Origin of the sequence: Thioclava atlantica, assembly GCF_000737065.1 — a bacterium.
Lineage (GTDB): Bacteria > Pseudomonadota > Alphaproteobacteria > Rhodobacterales > Rhodobacteraceae > Thioclava > Thioclava atlantica.
Genome location: NZ_AQRC01000005.1, coordinates 95,859 through 109,651, shown reverse-complemented (window position 1 = coordinate 109,651; position 13,793 = coordinate 95,859). Strand labels below are relative to the sequence as shown.

The following is a 13,793-nucleotide window of genomic DNA, read 5'->3' as shown; positions in this document are numbered from 1 at the left end:
CCTCCCCCGGGATATTTCGGGCATTTGGAAGGGCGGAGGGCGCCACGGTGCGCAACGGGCGCTTCACCGGGGCGTGAGAAGGCGCGGGGCGGCGGCGCCTTCGCCTTGCCAAGACCGGAGGCCACGGATAGGGTGCCCGCCGACAAACCGGGGCGTTGATGCCCCCAAGGCCCAGATAAAGGACCATTGCGATGTTCGTGACCCCCGCTTTCGCCCAGGCCGCCGGTGGCGCCTCCAACCCCGCCGCCGCCTTCGGCCAGTTTCTCCCGCTGATCCTGATCTTCGTGATCATGTATTTCCTCCTGATCCGGCCGCAGCAGAAAAAGGCCAAGGAACACAAGGCGATGGTCGAGGCCGTGCGCCGGGGCGACCAGGTGCTCACCCAGGGCGGCATCATCGGCAAGGTCTCGCATCTGCGCGAGGATGGCGAGGTCGAGGTCGAGATCGCGCCGGGCGTGAAGGTGCGCGTGGTGAAATCGACGATCGTTCAGGTCATCTCGAAGACCGAACCCGCCGCGACCAACCAGTAAACGCCAGGAAGGCCTCTCGCCGATGTTGCAGATATCGCTGTGGAAGCGCGTGCTGATCGCGGTCATTATTGCCGCCGGTCTGGTCTATGCCGTGCCCAACCTGTTCTACAATCGGGTCGCGACGCATAATGATGCGGTCGCCGCCGAAACCAGAACCGGGTCCCTCACCCCCGAGCAGCAGGCGGCGAAGGCCGGTTGGCCGGACTGGCTGCCCTCCGATATCGTCAATCTCGGGCTCGATCTGCGTGGCGGCGCGCAGCTGCTGGCGCAGGTCAATGTCGACGAGGTCTACAAGTCGCGCGTCGACGCGCTCTGGCCGGAATTCCGCAAGGCGCTGGCTGACGAGCGCGCGACGCTGGGCTCGATCCGCCGGCTGCGGGCCGATCCGGGCGTGCTGAAGATCCAGATCGGCAATGCCGACCAGATCCAGAAGGCGGTGCAGATCGCCGAGACCCTCAACGCGCCGGTGAGTTCGCTCACCGGTGTCGGGCAGAAGACGCTCAAGATCACCACCGAGGGCAATGACCTCGTGATCCAGCTCTCCGATGCGGAGAAGGGCGCGACCGACGACCGCACGATGCAGCAATCGCTCGAGATCGTGCGCCGCCGGATCGATGCCGCGGGCACCCGCGAGCCGACGATCGTGCGCGAGGGTTCGGACCGGATCCTGATCCAGGTCCCGGGCGCGAGCTCGGCGCAGGAGATCAAGCAGCTCATCGGCACCACCGCGAAACTCACCTTCAACTCGGTGATCGGCACCACCTCGAACCCGAACCAGGCGACGGGTGCGAATGAGGAGATCGTGCCCTCGGGCGATCAGAAGGGTCTCTACTACATCCTCGATCCGGTGCCGGTCGTGACCGGCGAGGACCTGACCGATGCGCGTCCCGATACCGATCAGAACGGCTATCCGGCGGTGGCTTTCCGCTTCAACGCCTCGGCCGCGCGCGCCTTCGGCGACTATACCCAGAACAATATCGGCAAACCCTTTGCCATCGTGCTCGACAACAAGGTGATTTCCGCGCCGACGATCCAGAGCCACATTCCGGGCGGCTCGGGCATCATCACCGGCCGCTTCACCGTCAAGGAAGCGACCGACCTGGCGCTGCTCCTGCGCGCCGGAGCGCTGCCCGCCTCGATGACTTTCCTCGAGGAGCGCACGATCGGGCCCGAGCTCGGCGCGGATTCGATCAAGGCCGGCAAGCTTGCCGCCGGGGTCGGCGCGGCGCTCGTCGTGGTGTTCATGATCGCCTCCTACGGGCTCTTCGGGGTCTTCGCCTCGGTCGCGCTCGGCCTCAACATCGCGCTGATCTTCGCGATCATGTCGGTGATCGGCTCGACGCTGACCCTGCCGGGCATCGCCGGGATCGTGCTGACGATGGGGACGGCGGTCGATGCCAACGTGCTCGTCTTCGAACGCATCCGCGAGGAATTGCGCATCGCCAAGAAGCCGGCCCGCGCGATCGAGCTCGGCTATGAGCGCGCGATGTCGGCGATCGTCGATGCGAACGTGACGACCTTCCTCACCGCGGTGATCCTCTTCGTGCTGGGCGCGGGCCCGGTGCGCGGCTTCGCCGTCACTTTCCTGATCGGGATCATCACCTCGGTCTTCACCGCGATCTGGGTGACGCGGCTGTTCGTGAGCCTGTGGTTCGCGCGCCGCCGGCCCAAGGAACTCGTTCTGTAAGGGAGCAGCAGATATGGCATTCCGTCTGAAACTGGTCCCCGAGAAGACCAACTTCGATTTCTTCAAGCACCAGGTCGTGACGTTCGGCGTCTCGGTGGTGATGGTGATCGCCTCGATCATCCTCGTCCTCACGATGGGGCTCAACCTCGGCATCGACTTCCGCGGCGGCACCACGATCCGCACCGAGAGCGATATTCCCGTCGATGTCGGCGCCTACCGGCAGGCGATCGCGCCGCTCAACCTGGGCGATGTCGCGATCACCCAGGTCTTCGATCCGAATTTCCGCGCCGACCAACATGTTGCGACGATCCGGATCCAGGCGCAGGACGGGCAGGAGGCGATCTCGCCCGAGACCCAGGGCCAGGTGCTCGATGCGCTCAAGACCGTGAACAAGGACGTGAAGATCACCTCGACCGAGTCGATCGGTCCGAAAGTGTCGGGCGAGCTGATCTGGACCGCGGTCTGGTCGGTTCTCGCCGCGGTCTTCGCGATCCTCGTCTATGTCTGGCTGCGCTTCGAATGGCAGTTCTCGGTGGGCGCGGTTGCGGCACTCGTGCATGACGTGACGGTGACGATCGGGATCTTCTCGCTGTTCCAGTTCCGCTTCGACCTGTCGATCATCGCGGCGCTGCTGACGATCCTCGGCTATTCGATCAACGACACCGTCGTCGTGTTCGACCGTCTTCGCGAGAACCTCGTGAAATACAAGAAGATGCCGCTGCGCGAGGTGATGAACCTCTCGGTCAACGAGACGCTCTCGCGTACGGTGATGACCTCCGGGACCACGCTGCTGGCGCTGATCTCGCTTCTGGTGCTGGGCGGCGACGTGATCCGCAATTTCGTCTTCGCGATGACCTGGGGCGTGATCGTGGGCACCTATTCCTCGGTCTATGTCGCGAAGAACATCGTCCTGTTCATCGGGCTCGACCGCAACAAGGAGACGAAGGACCCTTCCGAGAAGTTCTTCGACAATGGTGATGTCGCTGCTGACTGAGGCCGATTTCGGCAACGCGCTGCCCATCGACGGCTACGGGCCGGGCTTTTTCCGCGTCGCGGGAGAGGTCCGGCGCGGCCATCTCTGGGTGATGGCCGATGCGGTGGGCGCATGGGGCGGGTTCGAGGATCTGGCCACGCTCGAGGCGCTCGCGGGACAGATCGACCTTCTCTTCATCGGCACCGGCGCCGAGATCGCCCATCTTCCCAAGCCCTTCGTCTCCGCGCTCGAAGCGAAGGGGATCATGTGCGAGGGGATGGCGACGCCCTCCGCCGCCCGCACCTATAACGTCCTTTTGTCGGAAGGCCGCCGCGTCGGCTGCGCGCTCCTCGCCATGCCCGAGGCGGGCGAGGCGCGCGCATGACGATGCTCTCGGTCGAGGGTCTGGCGGTCTCGCGCGGCGGTCTGCCCGTGCTCGAAGGGCTCGATTTCGCCGTCGAGGCGGGCCATGCTCTCGTGATCCGCGGCCCGAACGGCGTCGGCAAGACGACGCTTCTGCGCACTCTCGCGGGGCTGCAGCCGGCGCTGGCGGGCTCGATCTCGATCCCGCCCGAGAGCATGGCCTATGCCGCCCATTCCGACGGGCTGAAATCCACGCTCAGCGTGCGCGAGAACCTGACATTCTGGGCCTCCGTCTACGCCACCCACGAGATCGAGCCCGCGCTCGAGCGGATGAACCTGCGCGGCCTCGCCGATCGCGCGGCGATGAGCCTCTCGGCGGGACAGAAGCGCCGGCTCGGCCTGGCGCGGCTCCTGGTGACCGGCCGGCCGGTCTGGGTGCTCGACGAGCCGACCGTATCGCTCGATACGGCCTCGGTCGCGCTCTTCGCCGACGCCGTGCGAACCCATCTCGCGGGTGGGGGAACCGCGCTCATCGCCACCCATATCGATCTCGGGCTCGAGGAGGCGCGCGTTCTCGATCTCACACCCTTCAAGGCGAAGCCCCCCGAGGAGGGCGGTCTGAAGGGCGCGTTCGACGAGGCATTCCTATGATCGGCGGCAACATGAGCGGCGCGGTCGGATGCCTCCGGCGGGGATATTTGGATCAAGAGGAAGCCCGCCGCTGTCTTCCTCTTGAGAGAAATATCCCGGGGGGTGAGCGGCGCAGCCGCGAGGGGGGCGGCGCCCCCCTGCGCGCCCGGGGCCGGGGAGGTTCGGCATGATCGCGCTTCTGCTTCGTGACCTGCGGCTGGCGGTGCGGGCCGGGGGCGGTTTCGGCCTCGGGCTCGCCTTCTTCCTGATCGTGGTCACGCTGGTGCCCTTCGGGGTCGGGCCGCAGCAGGAGATCCTCGCGCGGATCGCGCCGGGGATCTTGTGGATCGGGGCGCTTCTCGCCTGCCTGCTCTCGCTCGACCGGATCTTCGCGCTCGATTACGAGGATGGCTCGCTCGATCTGCTGGTCACCGCGCCGATCCCGCTCGAGGGGGTGGTCTCGATCAAGGCGCTCGCGCATTGGATCACGACGGGGCTGCCCCTGGTCGTCGCCGCTCCGGTCTTCGGCATCCTGCTCAATCTCGCGCCCGATGCGCAGTTCTGGCTGGTGGTGGCGCTCTTGCTCGGTACGCCGGCGCTCTCGGTTCTGGGCACGTTCGGCGCGGCGCTCACCGTCGGGCTCAAGCGCGGCGGACTTCTTCTGTCGCTGCTGGTCTTGCCATTCTACGTTCCGACCCTCATCTTCGGTGCGGAGCTCGTGCGCCGCGGCGCCGGGGGGATGGCGACACAGACACCGCTTCTGATGCTGGCCGGGATCACCGCCGCGACCGTCGCGCTGGTTCCCTTTGCGTCAGCCGCCGCGATCCGCGTCAATCTGCGCTAGGGCGCGCGCGCGGGACTGTGATAGACAAGGCCGATCAGGGCAGGAGACGAGCGGGAGAACGATGTCGATCTGGGAATACGCGAACCCCGTAAAATTCATGAAGACCACCGACAGGATCCTTCCCTGGAGCGTGGCGCTGGCCGCGATCACGCTCGGGATCGGGCTGGTCTGGGGGTATTTCTTCGTCCCCGCGGCGGAGAATTTCGGCGGCTCGGTCAAGGTGATCTATGTCCATGTGCCCGCCGCGATGATGGCGATCAACATCTGGGTGATGATGCTGGTGACCTCGCTGATCTGGCTGGTCCGGCGCCACCATGTCTCGGCGCTCGCGGCGAAGGCGGCGGCGCCCATCGGTGCGGTGATGACGCTGATCGCTCTGATCACCGGCGCGGTCTGGGGCCAGCCGATGTGGGGGACCTGGTGGGCCTGGGACCCGCGGCTGACCTCCTTCCTGATCCTGTTCCTGTTCTACCTGGGCTATATGGCGCTGTGGTCGGCGGTGGAGAACCCCGACACCGCGGCGGATCTGACCGGCGTGTTGTGCCTCGTGGGGGCGGTCTTCGCGGTGCTCTCGCGTTACGCGGCCTATTTCTGGAACCAGGGCCTGCATCAGGGCTCGACGCTCTCGATGGACGAGCAGCAGCATATCGCGGATGTCTACTGGTTCCCGCTTCTGCTGTGTCTGGCCGGGTTCATCCTCTTCTTCATCGCATTGGTGCTGTTGCGCACCCGTACCGAGATCCGGGCGCGCCGGCTGAACGCGCTCGAGCAACGTGAGCGCATGGCATGAACCAGACGACGACGAGTTCGACCGGGGTGGCGCTGCCCGACCCTTCGACGAAATCCTATGCCTATACGGTCAACATCTCCTGGGGGGTGACGATCGTGCTGCTGGTCGCGGTGGTGCTCACGAGCCTGTGGCGCAGCGCGAAGGTGAAGCGGATGCTGGACGAGGCCGAGGCGCGCCGGGAGGGCCGGAAGAATGGTTAAACCTTTGATGCTTCTCCCGCCGCTCATTTTCGCGGCGCTCGCGGGGCTCTTCATCTGGGGCATGAGCCGCGAGGATCCGACCCAGCTGCCCACCGCCTTTGCCGGGAAGGAGGCCCCGCCTGTCCAGCTCGATCCGCTGGGCGAGTCCGAGCCCTTCACCGATGCCGATCTGCGCTCGGGCGGGATCAAGCTGGTGAATTTCTGGGCCTCGTGGTGCGCGCCCTGCCGGGTCGAGCACCCCAATCTCAAGGCGCTGTCCGAGGAAGGCGTGGCGATCTACGGGGTGAACTACAAGGACAAGCCGGGCAAGGCGCAGGACTTCCTGTTGGAGCTGGGCAATCCCTTCGCCGAACTGGGGGCCGACCCGAAAGGCCAGATGGCGCTCAATTGGGGCGTCTACGGCGTGCCCGAGACTTTCGTCGTGGACGGCAAGGGCAAGGTTCTCTTCCGCTTCGCCGGGCCGCTGACCGAGCGGGTGATCGCCTCGGAGCTTCGTCCGCTTCTCAACGGCGAGCAGAAGGCGGCGCAATAAGCCCCGTCAAGATGGCGGCCCGCTCAGGGCCGCCAGTGGCGCAGGCCGCGCGGATTGACCCGCGCCCAGTCCGGCCAGAGCCCCAGCTTCTCCGCCACCACGATCGCGATTACGGCGGCGATCGCGACAGCGGCGATCTTCACATGCAGCATCGAGGGCGGCCGGCGCGCCCATTTCGCCATCCGCATCAGCCAGGTGAGGTTCACTGGCCCGCCTCGAGAAAGCGCACCTTGCCGATATAGGGCAGGTTGCGGTTGCGCTGCGCGTAGTCGATCCCGTAGCCCACGACGAATTCGTCGGGGATCTCGAAACCGGTCCAGCTCGCGCGGATATCGACCTCGCGCCGCGACGGCTTGTCGAGCAGCGCGCAGCTTTCGAGCCGGCGCGGCTTACGCGCGCCGAGCAGGCCCATCACATGGCGCAGCGTGAAGCCGGTATCGACGATATCCTCGACCACCAGCACGTCGCGCCCCTGGATGCCCGCGCGCAAATCCTTGAGGATGCGCACCTCGCGAGAGCTTTCCGTGCTGTCGCCATAGGAGGAGGCCTCGAGGAAATCGACCTCGACGGGCAGGTCGATCTCGCGCACCAGATCGGCGATGAAGACGAACGACCCGCGCAACAGCCCCACCACGACGAGCTGGTCGGTCGCGCCGAAGGTGCGGGTGATCTCGCCTGCGAGCTGTTCGACCCGCGCCGCGATCTGCTTGGCCGAGATCATCTGGTCGATCACATAGGGGCGCTGCGTCATGATGTCTGACCTCGGACGGGTTGCGGGGGTTGCGCTCGGCCTTAGCTTTATCGCATCAAGGCGCTCAAGAAAACGGGGGAGCCATGCCTCAACATCACGAGAACCGGGTGATGCCCTACAGCGCGCAGCAGATCTACGATCTGGTGGCCGATGTCGCCCGCTACCCGGAATTCCTGCCCTGGAACTCGGCGGCGCGGATCCGCTCGCGCACGCCGCAGCCCGATGGCGGCGAGGTGATGCTTGCGGACCTGGTGATCTCGTTCAAGGTGTTTCGCGAGAAGTTCGGCTCGCGCGTGGTGCTGCATCCCGACGACCATCACATCGAGACCGAATATCTCGACGGGCCGTTCAAATACATGCACAGCCACTGGCGCATGACCGACCGGCCCGAGGGCGGATGCGACGTCGATTTCCATGTCGATTTCGAGTTCAAGAACGCGATCCTCCAGGGCGTGATCGGGGTCGTCTTCAACGAGGCGATGCAACGGATCGTGCGGGCTTTCGAGAAACGCGCCGAGGAACTCTACGGCCCGAAAACCTAACCAATTCGCAAAGATAGGCCGCGTTTTCTTCTCATTCTGAAACGATCACCGGATCGTGAGGGACGCGCCGTTCGAATTCCCCGACGACCGCGTTGACCCCGGATCTTACCTGCGTGTCAACTTATCGCGGGTGGGCCCGGCTGCCGGGCCGATTGGGGATTTCAGATGTTCGGAATGATGCTTTTGCTGGGCTTGTTGCCCGCGGCATTCGCGATCGGCATGGTCGGGAACAGCCATCACAGTGACCAACACGACGGCAACGGGGACGGCACGGACGGCCAGGACCCGTCGCAGACCCATGACACGCTGACCGGCGGTAACGCGACGGGCGATCTGCTCGACGGCGACTGGCACAGCAATACGCTCGACGGTCTGGGGGGCGACGATACGCTCGCGGGCTATGCCGGGGACGATGTCCTGCTGGGCGGCACCGGGGCGGATCTGCTCTATGGCGGGCCGGGCAACGACCAGCTGCATGGCGGCGAAGGCAACGATACGCTCGATGGCGGGCAGGGGCACGACACGCTTCAGGGCGAGGCCGGAAATGACGTGCTGCGCGTGGGCCCGGGCGGCGGTGACCTGCTCGAGGGCGGCGCGGGTCAGGACAGCCTCTTCGGCAATGACAGCGCGGGCAACACGCTCGATGGCGGGCTCGGGAATGACTGGCTCAATCTCGGCCATTCCGACGGCAATACCGCGCTTGGCGGCGAAGGGAACGACACGATCTATTTCGGCCCGGCAGGCCCGAACGGCCTCGCTGGCGGCGGGGTTCAGGTCGCGGACGATCCGACGCAGGAGACGTTCATCGACGGTGGCACCGGGGCGGATTCGATCCACAGTTTCGCGATGGCCCATGTCGATCTGGGGCAGGGCGCGGATAGCAGCCTCTCCGGCGACGGGGCGGGAGATTCGCTTCTGGTGATCCCGGACGGATCGGTGATGACGGTCGATCATTTCGAACCCGGGCTCGACACGCTGAAATTCGAACATGTCTCGGATGGTGAAATCAGCGCGCAGGATGACGGGCACGACCTTCTGGTGATGGCACATGGTCAGCCGGTGGCGCGGCTGACGGGGCTTGCGGGAACGGATATCGGGCAGATCTATCCCGGCGCGCCCGGGCAGGTGAATCTCTCGACCCACGAGGCCGACGCCCAGCTCGCGGGCGGCAATGGCGACGACACGCTCGCGGCCTATGGCGATGCCGAGACGCTTCTGGGCGGCAAGGGCGACGATGTGATGGGCGCCTTCGGCACCGCGGGCGAGCTGCATGGCGGCGAGGGCGACGACACGCTTTTCGGCAATGGCAATGACAACCATCTCGATGGCGGGGCGGGCAATGACCTCTTCGTCACCGGGGCGCATGACACCGTCACCACCGGAGGGGGCGAGGATGTGATCGTGCCCTTCGCGCCGAATGCCGATCACCAGGGCGAGACCGAAACCGTCACCGATTTCGCGCCCGGCCTCGACCGGGTCGAGCTGCCCGAGGGCGTGAGCCCGCATGATGTCAGCCTGACCGAACAGGGCGGCGATCTGATGATGAGCTATGGCGGCACCGATGTCGCGCTCTTCAACGGGCTCGCCGGGCAGGGGCTGACGGTCGAGAACATGCTCGATCCCGCCAGCGTTTCCCTCCATCTCGCGGGCGGGCCGCAGGCGGATTTGCTCTCCGGGCGGATGGGGAATGACGTGCTGCTCGGTCACGGCGGCGCGGATACGCTGCAGGGGGCGGCAGGCGATGACACGCTCTGGGGCGGGCCGGGAGACGATCTGCTTCAGGGCGGTGCGGGCAATGACGCGCTCCACGCCAATGCAGGCGATGACACGCTCGAGGGCGGCGAGGGGGACGACCACCTCTATGTCGGGGCGAGCGGGACGGATCACCTCCTTGGCGGGGCCGGCCATGACACGCTTGTCGCGGACGATCCCGCGGGGGGCGATACGCTTTCGGGCGGTGCGGGCCACGACGTGCTGGTCGCGACCGGCGCGGGCAACAGCCTCGAGGGCGGCGCGGATGCCGATACGATCTCGACGGTGCTGGGCAACGACGTGACGCTCGATCCGACCGGTGGCACCGCGCATGACACGCTCGAGCTCGACGTGACCGGCGGCTCCGGCGTGACCACGGTGCATGATTTCCATATCGGCGAGGACAGCCTGGACCTGACCGCCGGAGCGAGCGCGCATTTCAGCGTCGCCGACGAGGGCGGAGATCTTCTGCTCTCGGCCGACGGGACCGTGGTGGCGCGCTTTGCAGGGCTTGCGGGGACGAGCCTCGGCCAGTTGACCGCACCCACTGCGCCCTGAGGCGGTGCGCTGGTTCCGATGAAAGAAAGGCCGCCCCTCGGGGCGGCCTTTCCGTTTGAACGCATCGGGATACGCTCAGGAGTTCACGTCATAGGCACGCTCGCCATGAGTGGCGAGATCGAGCCCGGTCGTCTCGTCCTCGCGGCTCACGCGGATCGGGAAGACCAGCGCGACGAGCTTGGCGAGGATCCAGCTGCCGGCCACGGTGAAGACGCCCACCACCGCCAGCGCGCCGAGCTGCGCGAGCCAGCTGCCATGGCCGAAGACCGCGATCATGATCGTGCCGAAGATCCCGCCCACGCCATGCACCGCGAAGACGTCGAGCGAGTCGTCGATCCGGATCTTCTCGCGGATCAGGATCACCGCTTCCTGGCAGAGGATCCCGGCGGCGAAACCGATGATCAGCGCCTCGATCGGGCCGACGAAGCCCGAAGCCGGGGTGATCGAGGCCAGCCCCGCGATCGTGCCGGTCACGAGACCCACCATCGAGGCGCGGCCGAACTTGACGCGTTCCCACAGCGCCCAGCTCAGCGAGGCGGCGGCGGCGGAGATATGGGTGACGGTGATCGCCATGCCGGCCGCCCCGTCTGCGGCGAGCGCGGAGCCGCCGTTGAAGCCGAACCAGCCGACCCAGAGCAGGCCCGCGCCCATCGCGACCATTCCGGGATTGTGCGGCGGCGTGGTGCGCCTCTCGCGCGGGCCGATCATCAGCGCGAGCACGAGGGCGGCCAGACCGGCGGTTTCATGCACCACGATCCCGCCCGCGAAATCCCTGGTGCCGACCGCGCCCCAGATCCCGCCATCGGACATGATGCCGCCGCCCCAGATCCAATGCGTGACCGGCGCGTAGATCAGCAGCATCCATAGCCCGGTGAAGGTCATCACGAAGGCGTAGTTGATGCGCTCGACGAAGGCGCCGACGATCAGCGCGGGCGTGATGATCGCGAAGGTCATCTGGAAGGCGAAGAACACGACCTCGGGGATGGTGCCCGACAGGCTCTCGGATCCGATCCCGATCAGGCCGAACTTGCCCAGGCCGCCCCAGATCCCGTTCGCCTCGCCAAAGGCGATCGAATAGCCGAAGAGCAGCCAGAGCACGCTCAACAGCGCCGCGATCGAGAAACATTGCATGAAGATCGACAGCACGTTGCGTGCCCGCACCAGCCCGCCATAGAACAGCGCCAGCCCCGGCAGCGTCATCAGCAAGACGAGCGCCGTGGCCGTCATGATCCAGGCGGTATCAGCCCCGTTCATCCCTCAACTCCTCCTCGGATTTTCCCTATCGAGGGGCAAGGGACATATCGGCGGCGCTCAAGAAAGGGGCATATGCCTATGGCGGCGATTAAAACGGCGGCAATTTGGGGAATGCACAATAAATAGCCGCGCAGGAGCGCCTTTGCACGTTCTTTGCGCTGTTTGGAATCACGCCCGGGCGGCGTCGAGCAGCAGTTCAAGCGCGTGATCGCGGGCCGCGGCGCGGACATTTGCGCGCCCCAGGGCGCCGAATTCGACGGTCTCGACCCGGGTCTCGCGCCCGGTCATCGCGCGGGCGAAACAGACGCGGCCCTCGGGCTTGAACTCGGAGCCGCCGGGCCCCGCGATGCCGGTGATCGCGATGCTCAGGTCGGCCGCGGAACGGCTGAGCGCCCCTTCGGCCATCTCGCGTGCCACCTCCTCGGAGACCGCGCCATGCTCTTCGAGCGTGAGCGCGCGCACCCCCAGCATCTCTTCCTTCGCGCGGTTGGTGTAGGTGACGAAGCCGCGCTCCACCACTGCCGAGGAGCCGGGAATATCGGTCAGCGCCGCCGCCACCATGCCGCCGGTGCAGCTCTCAGCGGTCGCGAGCATCAGCCCGCGCGCCTTGCAGGCGTCGAGCACCTCGGCGGCCAGGCTCATTTCATCAGCCCCAGGACGATGCCGTGATAGAGCCCGGCCAGCAGGATCGAGACGATGCCCGCAAACAGCCCCGCCCAGAGATCGTCGAGCATCACGCCCTTCGCGTCATGGCGGCGATCCGCGCGGCCCACCAGCCACGGCTTCCAGATGTCGAACAGGCGGAACAGGAAGAAGGCGGCGACCGGGCCGGGCCAGACCATGTGCAGGTCGACCCCCATGGACAATCCGCGCGACCAGAAGCCGAAGGCGGGGAAGAGCAGGGCGAGCCACTGGCCCGCGACCTCGTCGATCACGATCTCGGACGGATCCTCGCCGGGGCGGTCGCGCAGCGCCTCGCCGACCGACCAGAACCCGAGCGCGCTCGCCGCGATCGTCGCGACGAGGAGCGCCAGGAACCCGAGGTAGTGCTCGATCGCCCAGCCGATCAGCACCGCGACGAGCGAGCCCCAGGTGCCCGGCGCGGGGCGCAGAAGCCCGACATAGAAGACAGTGTTGATGAGTTTCAGCATGGCTTACTCCGCGATCAGTGTGGCGGTGGCGATGGCGGCGATCCCTTCCTCGCGCCCGGTGAAACCGAGCCGCTCGGAGGTGGTGGCCTTGACTGAGATCCGCGCCGGATCGAGCCCCATGATCCGCGCGAGTTCCTGCGCCATTTCAAGCGCATGCGGGCCGATCTTCGGCCGCTCGCAGATCAGGGTGACATCGCAATTCGAGATCCGGAAACCGCGCGCCTCGGCGAGTTTCACCGCATGATCGAGGAAGATCTCGGAGGCCGCGCCCTTCCATTGCGGGTCGGAGGGCGGGAAATGGCGGCCGATATCGCCCTCGGCCAGCGCACCATAGATCGCATCGGTCAGCGCATGCATGCCCACATCCGCGTCCGAATGGCCCTTGAGCCGCGCCGAATGCGGCACCTTCACCCCGCACAGGATCACATGATCGCCCGGCTCGAAAGCGTGCACGTCATAGCCATGCCCAACTCGGATATCCATCGTCGTCCTCAACAGTCGTTCGGCCCGGAGAAAATCCTCCGGGTAGGTGATCTTGAGATTGTCCTCGGTGCCTTGCGTGATCGCGACTGACAGGCCCGCGGCGCGCGCAACTTCGACATCATCGGCCGCCCCGTCCGGATGGGCACGATGCGCTGCGAGGATCGCCTCGAAATCGAAGCCCTGCGGGGTCTGGGCGCGCCACAAGCCGGCGCGGTCGCGCATGCCGCTGACCGCGCCATCGGCACCGGTCCAGAGCGCATCCGAGACGGGCAAGGCGGGCGCGGCGGCGGGGCCGGTCTCGAGCGCCCTCAGCACACCGTCGATCACCGCGCGGCTCACGAGCGGACGCGCGCCATCGTGGATCAGAACCCTGGTGACGCCCGAGCCCGCCAGCAATTCGAGCGCGTTGCGCACCGAGGCGGACCGGTCCTCTCCCCCGGCACAAAGCGTGACCTGGCCGCCGAAAAGCGCCGCGCCGCGCGCCATATCCTCGGGATGCAGCACGAGCACGACCCTCCCGATGCCGGCGAAGGCGTCGATCGTATGGGCCAGCACCGGACGGCCGGCGAGGGGCTGCCATTGCTTGGGCTCCGCGCCTCCCGCGCGGGTGCCGCGCCCGGCGGCCACGATGATGACGGCTGTACTCATGCTCGCTCCGTTTGCGCCTCAGGCTTAGGCCATGGGGCAGGCGCACGCAATCACCTCCGGCGCCGCGTGATCCGCTCCGGAACGCGCCGGTCACACGGGGCGGCG

At 66.7% G+C, this 13,793-nt stretch carries 17 protein-coding genes; 11 read left to right on the top strand and 6 right to left on the bottom strand.

The window, feature by feature from the left end; genetic code table 11:
- Positions 1-191 precede the first annotated feature (191 nt).
- From yajC to DW2_RS08030, 9 genes are all read left to right on the top strand, one after another.
- Positions 192-530, top strand: coding sequence for a preprotein translocase subunit YajC (gene yajC / locus DW2_RS08070; protein WP_038145285.1), 339 nt, complete (start codon positions 192-194; stop codon positions 528-530).
- A gap of 22 nt (positions 531-552) precedes the next feature.
- Positions 553-2,217: a protein translocase subunit SecD gene (gene secD / locus DW2_RS08065; RefSeq protein WP_038145283.1), complete on the top strand. Its 1,665-nt coding sequence runs from the start codon at positions 553-555 to the stop codon at positions 2,215-2,217.
- Positions 2,218-2,230: 13 nt separating this feature from the next.
- Complete coding sequence (gene secF / locus DW2_RS08060) at positions 2,231-3,211, top strand: protein translocase subunit SecF (protein WP_038145282.1); 981 nt, start codon at positions 2,231-2,233, stop codon at positions 3,209-3,211.
- Entirely contained in the window at positions 3,195-3,575 is a 381-nt protein-coding gene (locus DW2_RS08055) for an Mth938-like domain-containing protein (protein WP_038145448.1), read from the top strand. The genes secF and DW2_RS08055 overlap by 17 nt, the downstream gene beginning before the upstream one ends.
- The gene (ccmA, locus tag DW2_RS08050) at positions 3,572-4,204 is read left to right on the top strand and encodes a heme ABC exporter ATP-binding protein CcmA (RefSeq protein ID WP_038145281.1); all 633 of its coding nucleotides are present in this window, start codon (positions 3,572-3,574) and stop codon (positions 4,202-4,204) included. Before DW2_RS08055 ends, ccmA begins: the two co-directional genes overlap by 4 nt.
- Positions 4,205-4,370: 166 nt before the next feature.
- Complete coding sequence (gene ccmB / locus DW2_RS08045; protein ID WP_038145280.1) at positions 4,371-5,027, top strand: heme exporter protein CcmB; 657 nt, start codon at positions 4,371-4,373, stop codon at positions 5,025-5,027.
- Between the two features lie 61 nt (positions 5,028-5,088).
- The gene (locus DW2_RS08040; protein WP_038145279.1) at positions 5,089-5,817 is read left to right on the top strand and encodes a heme ABC transporter permease; all 729 of its coding nucleotides are present in this window, start codon (positions 5,089-5,091) and stop codon (positions 5,815-5,817) included.
- Positions 5,814-6,017 carry a heme exporter protein CcmD gene (ccmD, locus tag DW2_RS08035; RefSeq protein WP_038145277.1) on the top strand — a complete coding sequence of 68 codons (204 nt, stop codon included), beginning with the start codon at positions 5,814-5,816 and terminating at the stop codon, positions 6,015-6,017. Before DW2_RS08040 ends, ccmD begins: the two co-directional genes overlap by 4 nt.
- Complete coding sequence (locus DW2_RS08030) at positions 6,010-6,549, top strand: DsbE family thiol:disulfide interchange protein (protein ID WP_156102919.1); 540 nt, start codon at positions 6,010-6,012, stop codon at positions 6,547-6,549. The genes ccmD and DW2_RS08030 overlap by 8 nt, the downstream gene beginning before the upstream one ends.
- Positions 6,550-6,572: 23 nt before the next feature.
- Here DW2_RS08030 and DW2_RS08025 read toward each other — a convergent pair whose 3' ends face one another.
- Positions 6,573-6,755, bottom strand: coding sequence for a hypothetical protein (locus DW2_RS08025; protein WP_038145275.1), 183 nt, complete (start codon positions 6,753-6,755; stop codon positions 6,573-6,575).
- Positions 6,752-7,300, bottom strand: a complete 549-nt coding sequence (gene hpt, locus DW2_RS08020; protein ID WP_038145274.1) for a hypoxanthine phosphoribosyltransferase — start codon at positions 7,298-7,300, stop codon at positions 6,752-6,754. Before hpt ends, DW2_RS08025 begins: the two co-directional genes overlap by 4 nt.
- An 83-nt stretch (positions 7,301-7,383) precedes the next feature.
- Here hpt and DW2_RS08015 point away from each other — a divergent pair, with 83 nt between their 5' ends.
- Both DW2_RS08015 and DW2_RS08010 read left to right on the top strand, forming a co-directional pair.
- Positions 7,384-7,842, top strand: a complete 459-nt coding sequence (locus DW2_RS08015) for a type II toxin-antitoxin system RatA family toxin (RefSeq protein ID WP_038145273.1) — start codon at positions 7,384-7,386, stop codon at positions 7,840-7,842.
- A gap of 165 nt (positions 7,843-8,007) precedes the next feature.
- A complete protein-coding gene (locus tag DW2_RS08010) occupies positions 8,008-10,152 on the top strand; it encodes a calcium-binding protein (protein WP_038145272.1) in 2,145 nt (714 codons plus the stop codon).
- A gap of 75 nt (positions 10,153-10,227) precedes the next feature.
- Here DW2_RS08010 and DW2_RS08005 read toward each other — a convergent pair whose 3' ends face one another.
- The 4 genes from DW2_RS08005 to DW2_RS07990 all read right to left on the bottom strand — a co-directional run bounded on the left by DW2_RS08005 (position 10,228) and on the right by DW2_RS07990 (position 13,688).
- Positions 10,228-11,406, bottom strand: coding sequence for an ammonium transporter (locus DW2_RS08005; protein WP_038145270.1), 1,179 nt, complete (start codon positions 11,404-11,406; stop codon positions 10,228-10,230).
- 168 nt (positions 11,407-11,574) lie between these two features.
- The gene (locus tag DW2_RS08000; RefSeq protein ID WP_038145269.1) at positions 11,575-12,048 is read right to left on the bottom strand and encodes a CinA family protein; all 474 of its coding nucleotides are present in this window, start codon (positions 12,046-12,048) and stop codon (positions 11,575-11,577) included.
- The gene (locus DW2_RS07995; protein WP_156102918.1) at positions 12,045-12,557 is read right to left on the bottom strand and encodes a phosphatidylglycerophosphatase A family protein; all 513 of its coding nucleotides are present in this window, start codon (positions 12,555-12,557) and stop codon (positions 12,045-12,047) included. Before DW2_RS07995 ends, DW2_RS08000 begins: the two co-directional genes overlap by 4 nt.
- Before the next feature lie 3 nt (positions 12,558-12,560).
- The gene (locus tag DW2_RS07990; protein WP_038145268.1) at positions 12,561-13,688 is read right to left on the bottom strand and encodes a bifunctional 2-C-methyl-D-erythritol 4-phosphate cytidylyltransferase/2-C-methyl-D-erythritol 2,4-cyclodiphosphate synthase; all 1,128 of its coding nucleotides are present in this window, start codon (positions 13,686-13,688) and stop codon (positions 12,561-12,563) included.
- Positions 13,689-13,793: the final 105 nt, after the last annotated feature.

What these genes read in the sequence shown, in the direction of transcription:
- yajC (WP_038145285.1), top strand. Translation starts at nt 192, where the DNA reads ATGTTCGTGACCCCCGCTTTCGCCCAGGCCGCCGGTGGCGCCTCCAAC.
- secD (WP_038145283.1), top strand. Translation starts at nt 553, where the DNA reads ATGTTGCAGATATCGCTGTGGAAGCGCGTGCTGATCGCGGTCATTATT.
- secF (WP_038145282.1), top strand. Translation starts at nt 2,231, where the DNA reads ATGGCATTCCGTCTGAAACTGGTCCCCGAGAAGACCAACTTCGATTTC.
- DW2_RS08055 (WP_038145448.1), top strand. Translation starts at nt 3,195, where the DNA reads ATGTCGCTGCTGACTGAGGCCGATTTCGGCAACGCGCTGCCCATCGAC.
- ccmA (WP_038145281.1), top strand. Translation starts at nt 3,572, where the DNA reads ATGACGATGCTCTCGGTCGAGGGTCTGGCGGTCTCGCGCGGCGGTCTG.
- ccmB (WP_038145280.1), top strand. Translation starts at nt 4,371, where the DNA reads ATGATCGCGCTTCTGCTTCGTGACCTGCGGCTGGCGGTGCGGGCCGGG.
- DW2_RS08040 (WP_038145279.1), top strand. Translation starts at nt 5,089, where the DNA reads ATGTCGATCTGGGAATACGCGAACCCCGTAAAATTCATGAAGACCACC.
- ccmD (WP_038145277.1), top strand. Translation starts at nt 5,814, where the DNA reads ATGAACCAGACGACGACGAGTTCGACCGGGGTGGCGCTGCCCGACCCT.
- DW2_RS08030 (WP_156102919.1), top strand. Translation starts at nt 6,010, where the DNA reads ATGGTTAAACCTTTGATGCTTCTCCCGCCGCTCATTTTCGCGGCGCTC.
- hpt (WP_038145274.1), bottom strand. Translation starts at nt 7,300, where the DNA reads ATGACGCAGCGCCCCTATGTGATCGACCAGATGATCTCGGCCAAGCAG.
- DW2_RS08015 (WP_038145273.1), top strand. Translation starts at nt 7,384, where the DNA reads ATGCCTCAACATCACGAGAACCGGGTGATGCCCTACAGCGCGCAGCAG.
- DW2_RS08010 (WP_038145272.1), top strand. Translation starts at nt 8,008, where the DNA reads ATGTTCGGAATGATGCTTTTGCTGGGCTTGTTGCCCGCGGCATTCGCG.
- DW2_RS08005 (WP_038145270.1), bottom strand. Translation starts at nt 11,406, where the DNA reads ATGAACGGGGCTGATACCGCCTGGATCATGACGGCCACGGCGCTCGTC.
- DW2_RS08000 (WP_038145269.1), bottom strand. Translation starts at nt 12,048, where the DNA reads ATGAGCCTGGCCGCCGAGGTGCTCGACGCCTGCAAGGCGCGCGGGCTG.
- DW2_RS07995 (WP_156102918.1), bottom strand. Translation starts at nt 12,557, where the DNA reads ATGCTGAAACTCATCAACACTGTCTTCTATGTCGGGCTTCTGCGCCCC.
- DW2_RS07990 (WP_038145268.1), bottom strand. Translation starts at nt 13,688, where the DNA reads ATGAGTACAGCCGTCATCATCGTGGCCGCCGGGCGCGGCACCCGCGCG.